Below are 17010 nucleotides of genomic sequence, written 5' to 3'. Positions count from 1 at the left end.
CAGCAAAAAGTAATCAGCCATAAAAAAGCCAAACCCAAGCGGGTTTGGCTTTTAAGTTTGGGATTTTGCTGTGTGTGTCAGACGTCCTGTCGGGATATGTCCATGATCAAAACATCTGAAATATCGCTCCCAAGTTCCCTTTGAGCAGCCTCGCGTAGAGCTGTGCGCAGCGGTGTCATGATGTCTGAACGGGTAAACGCGCCCCGAAACCCGCCCATATTCGCGTGATCAAACAAAACTTGCAGAAACACATCCCTCAGTTTGGGCTCATAGGCATAAATTCTGTCGCCCATGCCTTGGTTTGCTTCCAAGCTAAGTGTCAAAACGACCAATGCTGACAGTTCTTCACGTTCAACCACTGGCACGACAAACTGATTGTTCAGCTTGACGTAGATGTGTTCGGCTTCGGCTTCGCCATCATGGTGTTCTTCTTCGGCGACGGGGGCGCTGTGTTCGCCCTCGCCTTCAGCCGAAACAACTGGTTCGGCTGGTTCCGGAGCCAGTACGATGCCAGCACCAATTCCTCCGCCGGTACCGACGATGAGCAGAATTACAGGTAGGAGTTTAGCTAACATAGGACCCTCAGAATGGCATAATGATATCAAGCAACTGTTGGCCGTAGCGCGGTTGCTGAACATCGGTGATTTGTCCGCGGCCACCATAGGAAACACGGGCAGATGCGATCTTGTCGTAAGTGATTTCGTTCTGGCGACTGATATCTTCCGGGCGAACATATCCGGTTACCAACAGCTCGCGCATTTCGAAGTTGACCCGCAATTCCTGTGATCCGTTGATTGCCAGAACTCCGTTAGGCAGGACGTCCACAATAGTTGCAGCCACGCGCAGTGTTAGCTTTTCATTTCGTTTGACCGATCCCTTGCCAGAGGTGCTGCTGCTGCTGTTCAAGTCGACAGCAGTCGCCATCGAGGCTCCTTCGGGCAGGTGTTCATCAATGCGTTGCGGAACACCCAAGAGGTTGGAAACCCCCATAGATTCTTCGCCTGAACGAGATCGTGAAGTACCATTTGAAATCTCGGCTTCTTCGTCAATTTCAATGACTACGGTAAGGATATCACCTTTGCGAACGGCACGGCGGTCTCCGAGCAAGGATTGACGCTCTCCGCTCCACAGAGATGAGTCATCAACGGCTCTCTGGGCATTACTGGTTGCTGGCAAACCCTGCCACAGCATAGCGACATGTTCAGGTGTCTCATTGGCAGGGGAAAATGTGGGGGCCTTGCCCACATGGTCCATTCGACCACAAGCGCCCAGCACCGCCAGACCCAAGATCACCATTCTGGCAAATTTCAATTTCTTGTGCATTATCTTACCTCAATCGAGCCGTCAGCGCTGATGCGCCCGGAAATGGTAGTGCGCGACGCCAAATTCATCGCACGAATGATGTCGCCTTCGGATCCACGACCAAGGGAACGACCTTCGGTGGAAATTAACAATCCACCTCGATTAAAGGTCAGCATCACCAAATCGTTGCGTTCAATGATTGCTGGCGGTCCAATGTCACCTGGGCGGATTGGCCGCCCCGCATAAAGTGAAACACGGGCTTCTTGGCCGATGACGTCAGCGGGATCAGAAAAGGCACCAGCGATATCTACTGATTTATAGGCCAAGTCCTCGGCAGTGATGATTTGCTTGGCCCGAACTGTATGAGTGGGCACCAGAGTATCGGCCAGGCTAGCCTGCGCCATTACCAAAGCTAAAAATGTCAGAACCAGTTTCATTAGCGCACCTGTGTTGTGGCGCCCATCATCTGGTCCACGGCCGAGATAACTTTGGCATTCATTTCATAACCGCGCTGGGCTTCGATCAGTTCGGTCACTTCACGAACCGCATCAACCGAGCTTCCTTCCAGGTAACCCTGGCGCAGCGAGCCCAGTCCATCTTCACCTGGGGTGGACACAGTCGGAGCACCAGAAGCTTCGGTTTCGGTGAACAAGTTATCACCACGTGCTTCCAAGCCTTTTGGGTTCGAGAAACCAGCCAAAGTCAATTGGCCCAGCAGCTGACCTTCGGGCGTCTCCGAAAAATAAGCATATACTTCACCTTCGCCATTGATCGAAATGCTTTGGGCGTCGGAAGGAATGGTAATATCTGGTGCGACAGCCAAACCATCCGAAGTTACGATCAGTCCTTCAGCAGACCGCTTAAGCGAGCCATCACGGGTATAAGCGCTTTCGCCGTTTGCCATGGTGACTTCCAGGTAGCCTTTGCCATCAATAGCGACATCCAGGTCATTTCCTGTGTTGGCCAGGGCCCCCTGTGCCAGATGCACAGAAACAGCAGATGGGCGCACGCCCAGACCGACCTGAACACCTGTTGGCAGCACTGTACCATCCGAGGAGTTGACCGTGCCTGCACGGGAAACCTGCTGATAGTGCAGGTCGGCAAATTCGGCGCGACGTGCGTTATAAGCAGTGGTGTTCATGTTGGCGAGGTTGTTCGAAATAGTTTCGACACGCAGTTGTTGTGCGCTCATTCCGGTGGCTGCAATCTTTAGGGCACGCATCGGGTTTCTCCTACGATGTGTTATTTAATTAGGTTTTTGATGGCGTTACGAATGCGCTGGTCTTCAGTTTCTAGAAAACTCTGGCCCATTTCATAGGCGCGCTGAATTTCGATCATGCGCGCCATTTGCGACATCGGGTTAACGTTGGATCCTTCGACGAACCCTTGCAGGATTTGCGCGTCTTCGGTTATTTCCACGTCGCCGTCAGCGCGGAACATCACACCATCTTCGCGTACCAGAGTATGCGTTTCAGTTGGCTTGAACAGGCCGATTTGTCCAACGGGGTTACCATCGGCAGTGATCGTACCGTCCGGGGCAACGTTGATAGTTTCCGCGTCACCAGGAACAAAGACCGGTGAACCACCGGCATCAAGCACGCGATACCCATCAGCAGTTACCAGATCGCCCTCAGCATTTGGGGAGAAGGCACCCGCACGGGTCAAACGCTCACCCCCAGGAGTTTCCACCTTAAAGAAGGCCTCGCCTTCGATAGCCAAGTCAAACGTTCCGTTGGTTTGGGTCAGCGAACCCTGCTCCATCGACGTGTTGCGAATGTTCGCGCGTGACATCGACATGGATGATTGTTCAGGGCCCGACTGGATGTATTCAGAAAAGATCAAACCTTCCTGGCGGTAACCTGTAGTGGCTGAGTTTGCGATGTTGTTCGCGACAACCTGCATTTCGCGCATTAGGCCCGTTTGACGGGAAAGAGTGGCGTAACCTGCAGTTTCCATTACGAAGCTCCGATAATCAGGGGAATGATCTGGCCGTGAAAGAAGGCCAGCATCGTGCGTGTCATGAAGCCCATGGTCATCCAGAAGACGACCATGATTGCGGCCAGTTTAGGCACAAAAGTAAGGGTCATTTCCTGAATCGAGGTGAGCGCCTGAAACAGGCCAATGCTCAACCCGACAACCAGCGCCACGGTCAGAATAGGAGTCGACGTCATCACGGCGGTCCACATGGCCTGACGCAAGGTGTCGTAGAATTGCCCTTCGCTCATCATGGCTTAGACCGGCATCCGCAGGATTTCTTGATAAGCTTCAACAACCTTGTTGCGCACGGTCACGGCGGTCTCAACAGCAAGCTCGGTCTGAGCCAAGGCCTGAACCAGGGCGTGCGGGTCAGCACCACCGGTCATCGCAGCGACTGAAGTTTGCTCACTTTGCTGCAGAGTTGCGGTAAAGTCCTGAAAACTGTTTTTGATCAGTGCGCCAGCATCGGCACCCGAATGGTTCGGGTCAACTTTGGTGGCGGGTCGTGCTGCGGCATAGCCGGAAGCGGCGGAAAGACTGCGAATATCCATTCTGGATCTCCTTAGTTATTAGTTATCTGCGAAGTAGTTCCATCAGGGATGACGACATTTGCCGTGTCTGATCGAACATTTTCAGGTTGGCTTCGTAACTGCGCTGGGCCTCGCGGGCGTCAGCGATCTCAATCATCAGATCAACATTCGATCCCTCGTAGTGGCCGCTGGTATCTGCCAACGGGTGCGAAGGATCATAGACCTTGCTAAGCTCGGTGCGATCTAGATGAACACGACCAACCTCGACGCTTTCTACGTCGCTGCTGATGTCGCGAACGGCTTCGAATGGCACAGTTTTCCGACGGTAGCCGGGGGTGTCCGCATTCGAAATATTCTCAGACACATGGCGCAGGCGGGTTGCCTGAGCCTTTAGTGCGCTGGCCGAAACGGCCAAAGAATTAGAAAATTCACTCATTGTCCGATACCTCCTTAGGTGCGACCAAGGCTGGTACGCAGCACGTTCATGGAAGATTTATAGATGGCCAGTGCCTTGTCGTGCTGGCGCTTAACCTCGACCCCTTTCAGGATCTCTGTTTCAACAGAAACAGAATTGTTGTTGGGGTCGGTGCCTGCGCCGGTCGTCGTGACAGCCCAATCCATCCCCTGACCGGAAGAACCGTTCAGGTGACCGCTACGACTGGAACGCATGCCGTCCAGTTGGGTGTCGTCATCAAAGACCTCGGAAAATGGTTTTATGTCTTTGGCGTGGTAACCGGGCGTATCGGCATTTGCGACATTCTGCGACACCAGCGCCTGGCGTTTCCCGGCATGGGTCGCCATAGCATTTGCTAGTTTAAAGACATTCAGCTCTGTGAACATCGGGGCTTCTCCCTCGATTGATTTCAACTAAGGCTTAACCCCGATTCCTTAAAAATTGTTTTCAGAAACTTGTTGGAGAACCCACAATGACCGCAAACTTTAATGCGCTGACCCAAGAAATCGCCAGTAAACGGCTGACCACGCCCGTGGGACGCGTGACTGGAATATCGGGAGGTGTCATTGAAATATCAGGTTTGACCAGCGCTGCGCGAATCGGGGACAGACTGGTTTTGAAGCGTCAGGGTGGGGACAATCTTTCTGGCGAGGTGATGATGATAAATAGTAACTTTATCAGCATGTTGCCAGATGTAGCGCCAAATCAAGTCGCTATTTCTGATCCGGTTCTTTTATACCCAACACCAGAATTTGCGCCTGATGATTCCTGGATTGGCCGTGTCATTGACCCATTTGGCGCCCCACTAGATGGGCGCCCAATGCTGCGCGGAAGTGAGCCGTGTGATCTGATGGCACCGCCTCCACGTGCGGCCGAACGAAAACCGTTGGGTGCGCGACTCGCGACCGGAATTTCGGTGATGAATACGATTCTCCCCATCGTTTGCGGGCAGCGAGTCGGCCTGTTCGCGGGCTCAGGTGTTGGCAAATCGACGCTGCTGGCTCAATTGGCTCAGAACATGGACGCGGATGTTGTCGTAATGGCACTCATTGGGGAACGTGGTCGAGAAGTGAACCACTTTGTTGATGATGTTCTGGGCCCCGAGGGCATGAAACGGGCGATTGTTGTGGCCGCGACCTCGGACCAATCTGCTTTGATCCGGCGGCGGTGCGCTTGGTCGGCGATGGCGATTGCCGAACATTTTCGTGACCAAGGCAAAAACGTACTGTTCCTGGCCGATTCGGTAACCCGCTTTGCCGAAGCCCACCGCGAGATCTCTGTTGCCTCAGGCGAGGCGCCAGCGCTTCGTGGGTATCCACCCTCAGTTACCCCTCTGATCACTGGTCTGTGTGAACGTGCGGGCCCTGGGGCCGAAGGGCAGGGGGATATTACAGCGGTTTTCAGTGTCTTGGTTGCAGGATCGGACATGGATGAGCCGATTGCTGATATTCTGCGCGGTGTTTTGGATGGTCACATTGTCCTGAATCGCGAAATTGCAGAACGGGGGCGTTTTCCCGCCATTGATGTGTCGCGTTCTGTTTCCCGAAGTTTACCCGCCGCCGCCACGCCTGAAGAAAATGAAATGATATCGAGCGTGCGTAAGTATCTGGGCACCTATGAGCAATCCGAAGTGATGATCCGTGCCGGATTGTATTCCGAAGGCAGTGATCTGATTCTCGATCAGGCCGTAAGGCTCTGGCCTGAATTAGACAGCTTTTTTGGCAAAAATGATCCAGAAGGCATTCAAAGCAGCTTCAATCGGTTGAACCTGATGTTGCGGCGTGCGGGTGGGGGCCGCTAATACTGTCGAGACGAGAAGCCAGGAGCTTCTAGAAATAAGAAAAGGCGCGGTTGGGTCCTACCCACCGCGCCTTTTTCTATCGTGATAAACGTTGTTACCCCTGTAGCAACATCAATGCAGTTGCACCTGAGGATTGTGACACATCAAAATCCGCAATCTGCTGACGGGCAAGATAGGTGTTGACCAGTTGGTCTCTTTTTTCAGGGTCGTCAAAGATGCTGATATCATCGCTGCCAAAGACGATTTGTGCCTTTGATTTGAAAGTTTCCAGCTGTTGGTCGAGATCAATCTTTGCAAGGCTATCAGGCAGACCCATAGCAACTTCGAACATTTCGCGCAAAGCAGGCTGGCCCATGACGTTGAACCATTTGGTATCAACACCTGTGTCATCTGTTGCCAGTGTAACAATTTCGCGTTCACCGTACATTGCCACACGCATGGCATGATCCTGTTCGCCAACGGCTGCTTCAAAGGCTTGGATCTTATTCGTATACACCAGATCAGCCATTTCTTGGGCCATACCGGTTTTGACCGAGTCTCCAGGACCAAACCCAAATGCCTCGCTAAATTTTACATAGCGTTCATCGCCAAGTCTGTTGGCCAAGGCGTCATCAGCAGTAGTGCCGTCTTTCAGAATTTTTTCGACAAAGGCTTTCTTGTCAATGTCGTCACCAAGACTAAATGCATCCAGTGCAACAGCTAGCATGCGACGATCACCAACCAAATCCTCTGCGGATTTGACGTTGCCGATATTCTCGACAAAATAATCTGTCTCACGCTTCAAGACTACATCTTTGGTAAATGTCTCGAACTGCTTGTCATACGTTGCCTGCAAGAAGTTCCAGCCAACGATACCATTTGAGGGGAGAATCGGTTGAAAGCTCATGATTGGTTCACCGCGATCAGGCGGTCCTCACGTGGAAGTAGGGTGCGCAATGCTTTCAGACACTTGTAGTGGTTGTTCTGAATGACCGCTTCGGTTGCTTCAGCCAGTGATGCCCGGCTGTCCGGGTCGGTGAACACCTGGCTCAGGTCTTCGATCCGGCGCAGCATTGGCAGCCGGTCCTCCTGGGCGTCAATGTCACCCGACAAGATCAACTGGGCTGCGTAACAGACCCGGCGCACCGGAGTGGTGGCCTCTTCGGGATGGATGGCGTCGCGCAGGCGCAGGATGTTGGCATCGGGGGTGACGATCGACAATCGGCTGCGCCGGTCACCGTTTTCAATCACCGCGCCGTTCACGAGGACGCGTTCTTTAGGGGCTAATTTTAGGACCAATCCGCTCATTTCATGGTGCTCCGCTGCGTAGGCCACGCATAATGGCCGTGTTGATTTCCACCAACGGTCTGACATCGGCTTCGCGAGCCAGAACCTTGCTGGTGTGCTGCATTGTGAACTCGGTCAGATAGACCAGATGCTCTTTCAGCTCGCGCGGCAGTTGGTTGCTGGGGCTGGCGATGTCGGCCATGAAGATGGTCCACAGTCTGCGATTGTCGGTGAGAGCTGCCACCAGCGTGTTGAACCCATCGGGACCCTTGTTTGCAGCCGCGATCAATTTGTGAGTGATGCGGGCAACGGCGTCGTATTCTAGGTTCTTAAAAGTGCGTGTCGGGGCTTTTGCCGCCGAGTAAGCCTGCTTCGCATGTCTGAGTGCGTTCACGTGAATTCCTTACGTCACTTATCTACAGATTCTCTGAGATGGGATGCCGGGGCACAATTGCGCCCCGGCGGGTATTCATTAACGGAACAGCGTCATGAGTGTCTGTGGCGCGCCGTTGGCGATCGACAGCGACTGAACTGCTAGCTGCTGCTGGGTCTGCAGAGCTTTTAGTCGAGCTGATGCTTCTTCCATGTTGGTGTCGGTCATCGAGCTGACACCCATTTTCATCGAGTCGGTCAGCTTGGAAACAAACTCACCCTGGTCTTTCAGGCGAGCCGTGTCGGCACCCAGCTGCGCAGCGCCATCGATGGCTGTGGTCAGGAAGGCGTCGATTTCACCCAGTGCTGTGGCCGCAGTGGCGCTGTCTGTGATCGCTGTCAGGTCGGCTGCCAGGTCGATATTGGCTTCAAAATCAACGGTAGCAATGCTGATTTCAGTCGCGGTTGGTGTACCAGTTGCACCAACGCGATCCAGCGAGGCCAGAACACCCAGGCTTGTGGTTGTGTTGCCGTCAATGTCAGTGGCCAGCAGGTTGGCACCGTTGAACTGGGCAGCAGCGATGATGCTAGCAACCTGTTCGCTTTTCTTGGTGATATCGTCCTGAATTTTCGCGTGGTCCACGTTTTCCGACTGCGCAGAAACGATCAGCTCTTTGATTTCAGTCAGCTTTTCCACGATCTGCTCAGCGCCAGCTGAAGCCACAGTAACAGTAGCTTCGCCTACGGCCAGGCTTTCCGAGATGGCGTTGAAGCCAGCGATGTCGGATTCCATGGTTTTGGAGATAGCCCAAACAGCAGCGTTATCGCTTGCTGCGCCCACGCGCTTACCTGTTGAAATTTGGTTTTGCGCATCGTTGAGGTCGTTGTTCACCGACTGCAGAGTCTGCAGAGCAACCATTGCGCCATTGTTTGTCAGAATGCTGGTCATAGCATATTTCCTTCGCTTATGGGGCGCTTTGTCCCCACTATGTCCTTGCCCTTCGCGGGCATCATGAAAGTCTTTCTGACTGGTGCGTTCGGCTTCTTGCGTTCGCGCCACCTCGGTATCGAGATGCAGGTGAACATTGGCTCAGTAGGTGCTAATGGAGTGCTAATCCCCTTTGGTTGTATGTTTCGAATTTTCCCTAAATCCCAATTATCAGGCGCGCTTCTCCAGGCTAACGCTGCCACGTGTGGCGTAACGCGTTTTGCGGCCTGACTGGTCGTAGACATCCAAACCTTTGCGAACGCGCCGTAGTTCAGCCATGCGACTGGCCACTGCGCGAATGCCTTCCATTGCGCTGTCCAATAGAACTTGGTTGCGTGATACCTTGCCTTGCACATGGGTCAGCGTTTCGCGCTCCAATTCGGATATGGCGTTCAGATCGTTGATCAACGCTTCTTTCTTGGTCACCAATCCACTCAGTTTGCTTAGGTCACCTTTCACCAGTGCAAGGCGCTCTTTATCTAGGATCGAGTCAAGCTCATTGATCAAAATTTGTGGATTTTGCTTAGTCATTTTGAGACTCCTTCAAAGATTGGTAGAGCGATTCGGCCAAACCGATTCCGCCGGACTGGGCCATTTTTTCCGCCTGAGCGCGTACAAGAAATGTAGAAAACTGGTCTTCACCAGAGCCGCCACCAAACGATTCGCGGCTTTCTCCCAGTCCGGCAGACTTCAACATTTCCGCAAGAAATGTGGCCTCTAGCTGCGTTGCAGCCTTGCGCAGAGGGTCTTGTTGATTAGGCGCCACTTGATGCGAAGTGGGCATCGGAGGCGATATAGAAGGTGTAAGGTTGGGCATTCTGCTCTCCAGGTGATTACCTACGAATTTCTTCGATTTTTCAGAGACTGCGCCATAACCGGTTAAAATTACCGTAACCGGTTTGGTCTATTCAGGATGTGTCGAGATAGAATGTCCGGAACAAAATGTTAGAAAAATTACATTCAGGAACCGCTTTTGATGCGGTCAAAAGTGCAAAGGCACCAAGGTCTGATTCTAGTGAATCGGCTCGCAATGGTGCGAACTTTCAAAACCATTACATGTCTGCTGACAAACATCAGCAAGGTCTAGGGCCGACCGTTCAGCGTACCAGAGACGCTGTAGACGCCAAACAATCTGAGACTTCTACAGATGGTGCGGACGAGCCTAAGGCCGAGGTGCAGACCAGTGATAGTGATGCTCTCAATCTAAATCCGTCCTATGACGGCGACGAAGGTCGCACTGCGGAAGAAGTTGAGAACGCGGATCATGCCATTCCGGCCGCTGAACTCGCGTCAGTTCCCAATAAACAGTCCAGTGAACAGGCGCAGTTTTTGGCTGAGAACGGTAGGTATGGGCAACCGCCCGGTACAATTGAGGGCGGCGTAACCCAATCAACTGGATTGGCAGAGCCGAAAGCCAATGCATCACAAAACACCGAAAAGCCGAACTCTACTGCCGAGGTAAACTTAGATGATCCTCGAAGAGGGCAACATGCATATCGCAGCCCTGCAGAGATGCGGATTACCTCAGCTCACTCAGTCGGGCAGACCGCACAGGTACAGTCCACTGCGGGGCAACTCGGCCAGCAAATTGCGGCAGCAACGCCTGGAGCTTCAAATAACGCAGAAGCCACACAAGAGATCCTGAATACTAATGTAGCCAATCAGCAAACTGCAGCTGCGGGACGGTCTTTTTCTCAGGCAACGAATGCGAACGCCACCAACGGGACACTGACATCGGCAGCCGCCATTCAGCAAAATCCCAATGCGTTACAGGCAATCGTCACCGGACAAGGACAGGCAAATAGACAAGGGCTGGCTGGTCTGGATGAGGCTCTGCAGCAAATGAGTGCCTCTGAAGACGACGTGCAGGCATCAGCGAGATCTGTGGATGACACAGAAGGTGACGCGACTGTTCAACTTACACGTCCTAAGACAGCTTCTTCTGCCGCTGCGGTGAATCAAACCGGGCAGGCAGAACAATCCGCCATGACGCCTCTGATTGGGGGGAACGAAGCAGAGGTATCGCTGGACCCGACGAAGGCAAGCCTGATGGCGGACCCTTTGTTTGTTGAACCAGCAGGTCTGTCACAATTGCTAACCGAGGCCGTGATGAGCCCGGGCACAACCAATCGTCCTGAAACGCCACGTCTGGTTGCTGTGCAACTGGCCGAAGCACTGGCCACCAAGGGAGAGCGCAATATCGATGTTGCGCTTAACCCCGAAGAGCTGGGGCGTGTTAAAATGCGGGTCTCGACCACCGACACATCGGTAACCGTCATGATCACAACAGAACGTCCGGAAACCGGTGATCTGATGCGCCGCCATATCAATGAACTGTCCGAAGAGTTCCGTCGTATGGGATTCGAGGATGTGAAATTTGAATTTGGTGGCGAAGGCATGTCCGGCCAAATGGGTGAAGGCCAAGGCAATATGTCCGGTCAAGGCTCTTCCGAACGTGGGGATAGCGAACTTACAACAGAAACCAAGCCAGAGGCGGCACAGAAAAACTTGAATCTCGGTAAAACCGGGATGGATATGAGGGTATAGAACCATGACCACAGCAGTAGGCGCAGCAACTTCAACGACACAGCCACAAAGCACGCAGAACGCGGCGACCAAGGCTTCATCTTCAGATTATGAGACCTTTCTGAAAATGCTGACCGCACAGGCGCGTTATCAGGATCCGCTGGAGCCAATGGATTCGTCTGAATATGCGGCCCAGCTGGCGCAATTCTCGATGGTGGAACAGCAGACCGAAGCAAATGATATCCTTCAGTCAATGGCTCAGCAAATGGGCCTGGCCAATATGGCGGCGATGTCAGGCTGGGTTGGTATGGAAGCACGGGCCGCAGCGCCCGCTTACTTTGACGGGACGAACCCGATCACTGTTGCACCAAACCCTGCAGCCGCCGCCGATACAGTGCACATGATTGTGACTGATTCTGATGGTAACGAGGTTCAGCGCCTTTCTCTGCCAGTATCTGCCGAACCCTACCAGTGGAACGGTCTGGCCGATGATGGTTCGGCTCTTCCCACCGGTACTTATTCCTTTACACTCGAAAGCCTGAACACCAGTGGCGAAACCATGCTATCTGAAACCGCAGAAGTTTATGCAAATGTGAACGAAACTCAGATGCAGGGTAACGATGTGGTCTTGATTCTTGAGGGAGGCTCAGCAATTTTGGCCTCATCGGTGACCGCATTGCGTAATCCAAACACCTAAACCGACGCGGGCTTGCTCCGTGATTGTTGCCTCCCGGATACCGGGGAGCTGTTGATCGGAGCCCGCCCTGTCATCCCTGCATAATGCATTCGAAGTCGAGTTTTTTGCGCATCTTGCTCAGCGTGGACTGGTCGAGGCTAGGCCCGTGCGGTTGCAGGGCGGCCGGTCAAACCGTGTTTGGCGGGTCGGGCAGACCGTTATCAAACTATATAGCGGCGGCGGATCGAATCCATTGTTCGCCAATGACTGGCGCAGGGAACAGGCAAGCCTGATGGCGTTGGCGGGCACTGGAATGGTGCCTCGATTGCTGGAAACTGGCGATTTTCATGGGCAACACTGGCTGGCCTATTCTCATATCAAAGGGCAGATTTGGCAGGCTGATACCGGACATGTTGCGCAGCTTTTGGGGCGTTTGCATGATCAGGTCGGCATACCGACGTTGCCAGAGGGGGCCAATGGCAGCGCCGACCTTTTGGTGCAGACCTTAAAAATCCTGTCGTTGTGCCAGAACAGCAGCCATTTGCACCAATTACGTCCCACCACAGAAGTGCCAGCTTATGAAAAGCCAGTCCTGATTCACGGTGATCCGGTGCCCGGCAATTTGTTGGAACATGATGGAACCCTGACACTTATTGACTGGCAATGCCCCCAAATGGGCGACCCAACCGAGGATCTGGCGCTTTTCCTGTCTCCGGCGATGCAGCTATTGTACCGTGGTTCGCCACTGTCGCATGACGAAGAAAACACGTTTCTGGCGGCCTATCCGGATCACCGAATCGTTGAACGTCTAGCGGCGCTGAAACCCTGGTTCCACTGGCGCATGGCAGCTTATTGTCAGTGGAAAATGGAGCAGGGCGGAACGCGGGATGGCGATGCTCTGGCGTTGGAACTCTCGGCGCTTCAGTCCATCAATCCCAAAGCCAGATAAGCGGGGGGCATCAGCAGGCGCCGGGCGCGGCCCAGCGGAAAGCGGGGCATAGCCTGTATAGCGGTTGAATAAGGTAGATCGGGAGTCTGACCCACGACCAGGTCCGCCAGTATCCGACCAGCATAAGTGCCCATTGCCACCCCATTCCCATGATAACAAAGCCCGGCAAACATGCCCTCAACCTCGGGTACCGGTCCGACATAGGGCATCAGATTGCGCGACAGGCAAACCATGCCCGACCAGCAATGCGTGGTCTCAACCGCGCTCCAGGCCGGGAACATCTGTTCGAAATCGCGGCGCAGCTGCTGCCGAATCGCCGCTTCGGCCCGTGGAGAGGACAGCAGCCCGCCCCGCATTCCGAACAAAAATCGCCGATTGGGCATCAATCGAAAATAGTGGAGCAGGTTGCGGCTGTCATAAGCCATTTGATCGCTGAACCATCCTTGCGCGCGAATCTCTTCCTCGCTCAGCGGGCGTGTTACCATTGCGGTTGATTGGGTCGGCATATAGCGGCCCGCCAGCCATTTCGGCAGGTCCTCGGATGAATATCCATTGGTGGCTATCACCACGCGCTGGGCGCGCAATATGCCGTTGGGTGTGGTGATGATATGCTTGCCATTTTCACACGCAAGCCGAGTCGCCGGACTGTCCTGAAACAGCAGGGCACCAGCGTCTTGTGCTGCCTTTGCCAAGCCAAACAGATATTTCCTAGGGTTCAGTCCAAGCCCAACCGGCGTGGTCAGTGCGCCATAAAAGGGACCGTTCAATCCTTGATCAGCCAGCTGGTTCTGTCCCAGCAATTCAAACGATTCGCCGTCGCGTTCCATGGCTGCAGCTGTGGCTCGCAACCGTGCCATGGCGCGAGGCGAATGTGCCAGCTGTGTTTCCCCGTCCGAATGGGTTTCTGCCTCGATCCCGTGGGTGTTGAGCAAGTCCCGCACCAAGTTCACAGCTGCAACTTCACCAGATTCATAAGTTTCGGCGGCCTTTGCCCCGAATCGCCGTCGCATAGTTTTGCCGCTCAGCTTAGACCCACCAAGGCAGCAGAACCCGCCATTGCGCCCTGAGGCGCCCCAGCCTGGCGTGTTGGCCTCTAGCACTGCAACACTTGTCCCAGCTTGCGCCAAATGCAGCGCTGCCGAATTGCCGGTAAAGCCTCCGCCAATGACGGCTACTTCGACGCTCAACTCATCCTGCTGCACCGGCCAGGCAGGTGCAGCAATGGTGTCATCCCACCAGCAGTTGTCGCGCGGACCCGGCCCATAGGCGTAGTCCGAATAGATGCGCCGCATCAGCTCCGCACCGCTTCCTGCTCCTCGCGCTTTTGTCGCGTTATCTGAAACTTGGTGACCAAAGAGGCACTGATGACACCGATGGTCACGATGGCAATCATGATCGACGACAGGGCGTTGATTTCGGGGCTAACCCCCAATCGCACAGCCGAAAAGATCTTGATCGGCAAGGTGGTGGCCGAAGGCCCAGTGGTAAAGGAAGCAATCACCAGATCATCCAGCGACAAGGTAAAGGCCAGCAGCCAGCCCGAGATCACGGCAGGCGCGATGATCGGTAGGGTCACCAGCCGGAATGCTTGCGATGCCGAACACCCCAGATCCAATGCGGCTTCTTCCAGTGACCGGTCAAACGTCACCAGCCGTGACGACACAACAACCGAGACATAGCACATTGAAAATGTGGTATGCGCCAACACGATGGTAAACACGCCGCGATCTAACCCAATGCCAATGAACAAGAGCAGCAAAGATAGACCGGTAATCACCTCGGGCATAACCAGTGGCGCATAGATCATCCCGGAAAACAGCGTGCGCCCCATAAACTGACCACCGCGCACCAAGACATAGGCTGCGATGGTGCCCAACACTGTTGCCAGCGTTGATGAAAACACCGCGACCTTGATGGTTACCCAGGCTGCATTCAGGAAGGCCTCGTTTTGCAACAGCTCGCCATACCACTTGGTCGAGAACCCAGCCCAGACCGTGACCAACTTGCTTTCGTTGAAGCTGAAAATGATCAGAATGATCATCGGGATGTAAAGGAACGCAAATCCAAGTGTCAGAGACACCACGTTAAACCAGCTGGAACGGTTCATAGCTCTGCCTCCTGCTGTTTTTGTTGGTTGCGCTGGAACAGCACAATTGGGATCACCAGGATCAGCAACAGGATCACGGCAACCGCACTTGCCATCGGCCAATCTCGGTTCGAGAAGAACTCTTCCCACAGAACCTTGCCAATCATCAGGGTGTTGGATCCACCCAGCAGCGATGGAATGACAAATTCACCAAGCGCCGGAATAAAGACCAAGAAGCACCCCGCGATGATGCCAGATTTGGACAATGGCACTGTCACCAGCCAAAATGCGCTCAAGCGGGAACACCCAAGGTCTTCAGCGGCTTCAATCAGCGATTCATCCAAACGTTCCAAAGCCGCATAAATCGGCAAAATCATGAAGGGCAGGTAGGTATAGACAATGCCAATGTAGACGGCCGTGTTGGTGTTCAAAATCGTCAAAGGTGTGTCGATGATACCCGTCCACAGCAGCACCTGATTCAGGTAGCCTTCGCTGCTGAGAATACCCTTCCAAGCGTAGACCCGGATCAGAAACGAGGTCCAGAACGGCAGGATCACCAGCATCATCAGAGTAGCGCGCCATTCCGACGGTGCGCGCGCCATACCATAGGCAATTGGATAACCAACTATGAGCGTCAGAACGGTTGAAATCAGGGCGATTTTGAGCGAGCTGAGATAGGCCTTCCAATACAGGTCATCCTCGGTCAGAAAGATGAAATTTTCAAAATCCAACTGGCTGAGATAAGTCCAAATCCCATCAGCCCAACTGAATTTGGGTTCATAGGGCGGAATTGCCAGGGCCAAATCGGACAGTGAGATTTTCATAACGATGAAAAACGGCACCAGAAACAGCAGCAGCAGCCAGGTGTATGGAACAGCAATCAGGAAAAAACGGCGCATCAGCTGGCCAACAAAACGCCCGCCGTGGCGGTCCAGGACAGCCAGACAGAGTCTTCCCAAGTGTAATTACGGCGCGAAATCCTGCGGGTGTTTGCGGCCTGTGCTTTGATCACAGCGCCAGATGGCAGCTCAACATGATAAGTCGAGATGTTACCCAGATAGGCGATATCCAGGATCTTACCCTGCACCGCATTGGCGGCATCTGTGGGCTGATCGGCCGAAATCGCAATTTTTTCGGGCCGGATCGCTAGATGGCATTTTTGCCCGTCAGAAAACGTAGCAGATGACGTGGCTTGCAGGGGCTTCTGACCCTCGGCCCAACTGATAGAATAGCTGTCTTCGCCGCTGGCAGTGGTTGTGCCCTCAACAATGTTAACATCACCAATGAAATCAGCAACATAGACCGAATTAGGGGTCTCATAGATCCGGTCAGGTGTAGCCACTTGAATGATCTTGCCATGGTCCATCACCGCAACCCGGCTGGCCACGGTCATGGCTTCTTCTTGGTCGTGGGTCACAATTACAAATGTGGTGCCAGTTTTTTCCTGAATATCCATCAGTTCAAACTGGGTGTCTTGTCGCAACTTTTTATCAAGCGCACCCAACGGTTCATCCAGCAACAGCAACTTGGGGGCTTTGGCTAGCGAGCGCGCCAGCGCAACCCGCTGTCGTTGCCCGCCCGAAATCTGATGCGGTTTGCGACGTGCGAACTGCTCAAGACGGGTTAGTCGCAGCATTTCTTCGACGCGATCTTTAATATCTTCCTTGGGCTTGCCTTCACGCTTTAGGCCAAAGGCGATGTTTTCCCAGATCGAAAGATGTGGAAACAGCGCATAGGATTGGAACATCATATTGGTGGCACGCTTGTTCGGGGGAACGCCTACAATATCCTTACCCGCCAGATGAATAGCCCCTTCGGTTGGTGTCTCAAACCCGGCCAGCATCCGCATCAAGGTGGTCTTGCCACATCCCGATGGGCCAAGAAGCGCATAAAACTCACGCTCGTAAATATCGATGGTCAGGTTATCGATGGCGGTGAATTCGCCAAACCGTTTGGTGACATTTTGGAAATGGATCAGCGGCTTTGCCTGAGGATCATTCCAAGGTTCGAATTCAGCAGTCGTCAAGCCAAGTCCCCTTCCCGTCGCACATCATTGGTGCAGAATCTTTTCTGCACGATTAGC

23 protein-coding genes are annotated in these 17010 nt (G+C 53.7%); 4 read left to right on the top strand and 19 right to left on the bottom strand.

What is annotated here, in order from left to right; all coding sequences use genetic code 11:
* Positions 1-77: 77 nt before the first annotated feature.
* From AC2T28_RS03785 to AC2T28_RS03745, 9 genes are read right to left on the bottom strand one after another with little or no spacing between them, the layout of a single operon-like run.
* Positions 78-575: a flagellar basal body-associated protein FliL gene (locus tag AC2T28_RS03785; protein WP_486747611.1), complete on the bottom strand. Its 498-nt coding sequence runs from the start codon at positions 573-575 to the stop codon at positions 78-80.
* Between the two features lie 7 nt (positions 576-582).
* Entirely contained in the window at positions 583-1323 is a 741-nt protein-coding gene (flgH, locus tag AC2T28_RS03780) for a flagellar basal body L-ring protein FlgH (RefSeq protein WP_486747610.1), read from the bottom strand.
* Positions 1323-1739: a flagellar basal body P-ring formation chaperone FlgA gene (gene flgA / locus AC2T28_RS03775; RefSeq protein WP_486747609.1), complete on the bottom strand. Its 417-nt coding sequence runs from the start codon at positions 1737-1739 to the stop codon at positions 1323-1325. The genes flgH and flgA overlap by 1 nt, the downstream gene beginning before the upstream one ends.
* Entirely contained in the window at positions 1739-2524 is a 786-nt protein-coding gene (flgG, locus tag AC2T28_RS03770) for a flagellar basal-body rod protein FlgG (protein WP_486747608.1), read from the bottom strand. The genes flgA and flgG overlap by 1 nt, the downstream gene beginning before the upstream one ends.
* Positions 2525-2544: 20 nt before the next feature.
* On the bottom strand, positions 2545-3258 hold the full coding sequence (locus AC2T28_RS03765) for a flagellar hook-basal body complex protein (RefSeq protein ID WP_486747607.1): 714 nt from the start codon (positions 3256-3258) through the stop codon (positions 2545-2547).
* A complete protein-coding gene (locus AC2T28_RS03760; RefSeq protein ID WP_486747606.1) occupies positions 3258-3530 on the bottom strand; it encodes a flagellar biosynthetic protein FliQ in 273 nt (90 codons plus the stop codon). The genes AC2T28_RS03765 and AC2T28_RS03760 overlap by 1 nt, the downstream gene beginning before the upstream one ends.
* A gap of 3 nt (positions 3531-3533) precedes the next feature.
* Positions 3534-3830 (bottom strand): flagellar hook-basal body complex protein FliE, encoded by a 297-nt coding sequence (gene fliE / locus AC2T28_RS03755; RefSeq protein ID WP_486747605.1) that lies wholly within the window; start codon positions 3828-3830, stop codon positions 3534-3536.
* A 22-nt stretch (positions 3831-3852) separates the two neighbouring features.
* Positions 3853-4245, bottom strand: coding sequence for a flagellar basal body rod protein FlgC (flgC, locus tag AC2T28_RS03750; protein ID WP_486747604.1), 393 nt, complete (start codon positions 4243-4245; stop codon positions 3853-3855).
* 14 nt (positions 4246-4259) lie between these two features.
* Entirely contained in the window at positions 4260-4649 is a 390-nt protein-coding gene (locus AC2T28_RS03745; protein ID WP_486747603.1) for a FlgB family protein, read from the bottom strand.
* Positions 4650-4735: 86 nt separating this feature from the next.
* Here AC2T28_RS03745 and AC2T28_RS03740 point away from each other — a divergent pair, with 86 nt between their 5' ends.
* A complete protein-coding gene (locus AC2T28_RS03740) occupies positions 4736-6064 on the top strand; it encodes a FliI/YscN family ATPase (RefSeq protein ID WP_486747602.1) in 1329 nt (442 codons plus the stop codon).
* Between the two features lie 94 nt (positions 6065-6158).
* On the opposite strand, the gene AC2T28_RS03735 is transcribed toward AC2T28_RS03740, so the two are convergent.
* The 6 genes from AC2T28_RS03735 to AC2T28_RS03710 form a co-directional block, all read right to left on the bottom strand.
* A complete protein-coding gene (locus AC2T28_RS03735) occupies positions 6159-6950 on the bottom strand; it encodes a DUF1217 domain-containing protein (RefSeq protein ID WP_486747601.1) in 792 nt (263 codons plus the stop codon).
* Positions 6947-7351 carry a flagellar biosynthesis repressor FlbT gene (gene flbT, locus AC2T28_RS03730; protein WP_486747600.1) on the bottom strand — a complete coding sequence of 135 codons (405 nt, stop codon included), beginning with the start codon at positions 7349-7351 and terminating at the stop codon, positions 6947-6949. Before flbT ends, AC2T28_RS03735 begins: the two co-directional genes overlap by 4 nt.
* 1 nt (position 7352) lies before the next feature.
* Positions 7353-7724 carry a flagellar biosynthesis regulator FlaF gene (gene flaF / locus AC2T28_RS03725; RefSeq protein ID WP_486747599.1) on the bottom strand — a complete coding sequence of 124 codons (372 nt, stop codon included), beginning with the start codon at positions 7722-7724 and terminating at the stop codon, positions 7353-7355.
* Between the two features lie 78 nt (positions 7725-7802).
* Positions 7803-8651 carry a flagellin N-terminal helical domain-containing protein gene (locus tag AC2T28_RS03720; protein ID WP_486747598.1) on the bottom strand — a complete coding sequence of 283 codons (849 nt, stop codon included), beginning with the start codon at positions 8649-8651 and terminating at the stop codon, positions 7803-7805.
* A 210-nt stretch (positions 8652-8861) separates the two neighbouring features.
* Complete coding sequence (flgN, locus tag AC2T28_RS03715; RefSeq protein WP_486747597.1) at positions 8862-9221, bottom strand: flagellar export chaperone FlgN; 360 nt, start codon at positions 9219-9221, stop codon at positions 8862-8864.
* Positions 9214-9507, bottom strand: coding sequence for a rod-binding protein (locus AC2T28_RS03710; RefSeq protein WP_486747596.1), 294 nt, complete (start codon positions 9505-9507; stop codon positions 9214-9216). Before AC2T28_RS03710 ends, flgN begins: the two co-directional genes overlap by 8 nt.
* A 239-nt stretch (positions 9508-9746) precedes the next feature.
* On the opposite strand from AC2T28_RS03710, the gene AC2T28_RS03705 reads away from it, so the two are divergent.
* From AC2T28_RS03705 to AC2T28_RS03695, 3 genes are all read left to right on the top strand, one after another.
* Positions 9747-11237 carry a flagellar hook-length control protein FliK gene (locus tag AC2T28_RS03705; protein WP_486747595.1) on the top strand — a complete coding sequence of 497 codons (1491 nt, stop codon included), beginning with the start codon at positions 9747-9749 and terminating at the stop codon, positions 11235-11237.
* Positions 11238-11241: 4 nt separating this feature from the next.
* On the top strand, positions 11242-11913 hold the full coding sequence (locus AC2T28_RS03700; protein WP_486747594.1) for a flagellar hook capping FlgD N-terminal domain-containing protein: 672 nt from the start codon (positions 11242-11244) through the stop codon (positions 11911-11913).
* Between the two features lie 151 nt (positions 11914-12064).
* Entirely contained in the window at positions 12065-12841 is a 777-nt protein-coding gene (locus AC2T28_RS03695) for a phosphotransferase (protein WP_486748013.1), read from the top strand.
* On the opposite strand, the gene AC2T28_RS03690 is transcribed toward AC2T28_RS03695, so the two are convergent.
* Genes AC2T28_RS03690 through AC2T28_RS03675 form a run of 4 tightly spaced genes read right to left on the bottom strand, consistent with a single transcriptional unit; the run spans position 12814 to position 16953 of the window.
* A complete protein-coding gene (locus AC2T28_RS03690) occupies positions 12814-14133 on the bottom strand; it encodes an NAD(P)/FAD-dependent oxidoreductase (protein WP_486747593.1) in 1320 nt (439 codons plus the stop codon). The two genes, AC2T28_RS03695 and AC2T28_RS03690, sit on opposite strands and share 28 nt — an antisense overlap.
* On the bottom strand, positions 14133-14948 hold the full coding sequence (locus AC2T28_RS03685; protein ID WP_486747592.1) for an ABC transporter permease: 816 nt from the start codon (positions 14946-14948) through the stop codon (positions 14133-14135). Before AC2T28_RS03685 ends, AC2T28_RS03690 begins: the two co-directional genes overlap by 1 nt.
* Entirely contained in the window at positions 14945-15826 is an 882-nt protein-coding gene (locus AC2T28_RS03680) for an ABC transporter permease subunit (RefSeq protein WP_486747591.1), read from the bottom strand. Before AC2T28_RS03680 ends, AC2T28_RS03685 begins: the two co-directional genes overlap by 4 nt.
* A complete protein-coding gene (locus AC2T28_RS03675; protein ID WP_486747590.1) occupies positions 15826-16953 on the bottom strand; it encodes an ABC transporter ATP-binding protein in 1128 nt (375 codons plus the stop codon). The genes AC2T28_RS03680 and AC2T28_RS03675 overlap by 1 nt, the downstream gene beginning before the upstream one ends.
* Between the last annotated feature and the right edge of the window lie 57 nt (positions 16954-17010).

The sequence above is a fragment of the Parasedimentitalea nitratireducens genome (assembly GCF_057444295.1).
Note: the sequence above shows the minus strand (reverse complement) of the source record. Positions and strands in the feature narration are given on the sequence as shown.

Excerpts from the sequence above, each read along its gene's own strand:
- AC2T28_RS03735 (WP_486747601.1), bottom strand. The coding sequence starts at position 6,950 with ATGAGCTTTCAACCGATTCTCCCCTCAAATGGTATCGTTGGCTGGAAC.
- flgN (WP_486747597.1), bottom strand. The coding sequence starts at position 9,221 with ATGACTAAGCAAAATCCACAAATTTTGATCAATGAGCTTGACTCGATC.
- AC2T28_RS03765 (WP_486747607.1), bottom strand. The coding sequence starts at position 3,258 with ATGGAAACTGCAGGTTACGCCACTCTTTCCCGTCAAACGGGCCTAATG.
- AC2T28_RS03785 (WP_486747611.1), bottom strand. The coding sequence starts at position 575 with ATGTTAGCTAAACTCCTACCTGTAATTCTGCTCATCGTCGGTACCGGC.
- fliE (WP_486747605.1), bottom strand. The coding sequence starts at position 3,830 with ATGGATATTCGCAGTCTTTCCGCCGCTTCCGGCTATGCCGCAGCACGA.
- AC2T28_RS03700 (WP_486747594.1), top strand. The coding sequence starts at position 11,242 with ATGACCACAGCAGTAGGCGCAGCAACTTCAACGACACAGCCACAAAGC.
- AC2T28_RS03745 (WP_486747603.1), bottom strand. The coding sequence starts at position 4,649 with ATGTTCACAGAGCTGAATGTCTTTAAACTAGCAAATGCTATGGCGACC.
- flgA (WP_486747609.1), bottom strand. The coding sequence starts at position 1,739 with ATGAAACTGGTTCTGACATTTTTAGCTTTGGTAATGGCGCAGGCTAGC.
- flgH (WP_486747610.1), bottom strand. The coding sequence starts at position 1,323 with ATGCACAAGAAATTGAAATTTGCCAGAATGGTGATCTTGGGTCTGGCG.
- AC2T28_RS03720 (WP_486747598.1), bottom strand. The coding sequence starts at position 8,651 with ATGACCAGCATTCTGACAAACAATGGCGCAATGGTTGCTCTGCAGACT.
- AC2T28_RS03685 (WP_486747592.1), bottom strand. The coding sequence starts at position 14,948 with ATGAACCGTTCCAGCTGGTTTAACGTGGTGTCTCTGACACTTGGATTT.
- flgG (WP_486747608.1), bottom strand. The coding sequence starts at position 2,524 with ATGCGTGCCCTAAAGATTGCAGCCACCGGAATGAGCGCACAACAACTG.
- AC2T28_RS03705 (WP_486747595.1), top strand. The coding sequence starts at position 9,747 with ATGTCTGCTGACAAACATCAGCAAGGTCTAGGGCCGACCGTTCAGCGT.
- flbT (WP_486747600.1), bottom strand. The coding sequence starts at position 7,351 with ATGAGCGGATTGGTCCTAAAATTAGCCCCTAAAGAACGCGTCCTCGTG.
- AC2T28_RS03680 (WP_486747591.1), bottom strand. The coding sequence starts at position 15,826 with ATGCGCCGTTTTTTCCTGATTGCTGTTCCATACACCTGGCTGCTGCTG.
- flgC (WP_486747604.1), bottom strand. The coding sequence starts at position 4,245 with ATGAGTGAATTTTCTAATTCTTTGGCCGTTTCGGCCAGCGCACTAAAG.
- AC2T28_RS03710 (WP_486747596.1), bottom strand. The coding sequence starts at position 9,507 with ATGCCCAACCTTACACCTTCTATATCGCCTCCGATGCCCACTTCGCAT.
- AC2T28_RS03740 (WP_486747602.1), top strand. The coding sequence starts at position 4,736 with ATGACCGCAAACTTTAATGCGCTGACCCAAGAAATCGCCAGTAAACGG.
- AC2T28_RS03760 (WP_486747606.1), bottom strand. The coding sequence starts at position 3,530 with ATGATGAGCGAAGGGCAATTCTACGACACCTTGCGTCAGGCCATGTGG.
- AC2T28_RS03690 (WP_486747593.1), bottom strand. The coding sequence starts at position 14,133 with ATGCGGCGCATCTATTCGGACTACGCCTATGGGCCGGGTCCGCGCGAC.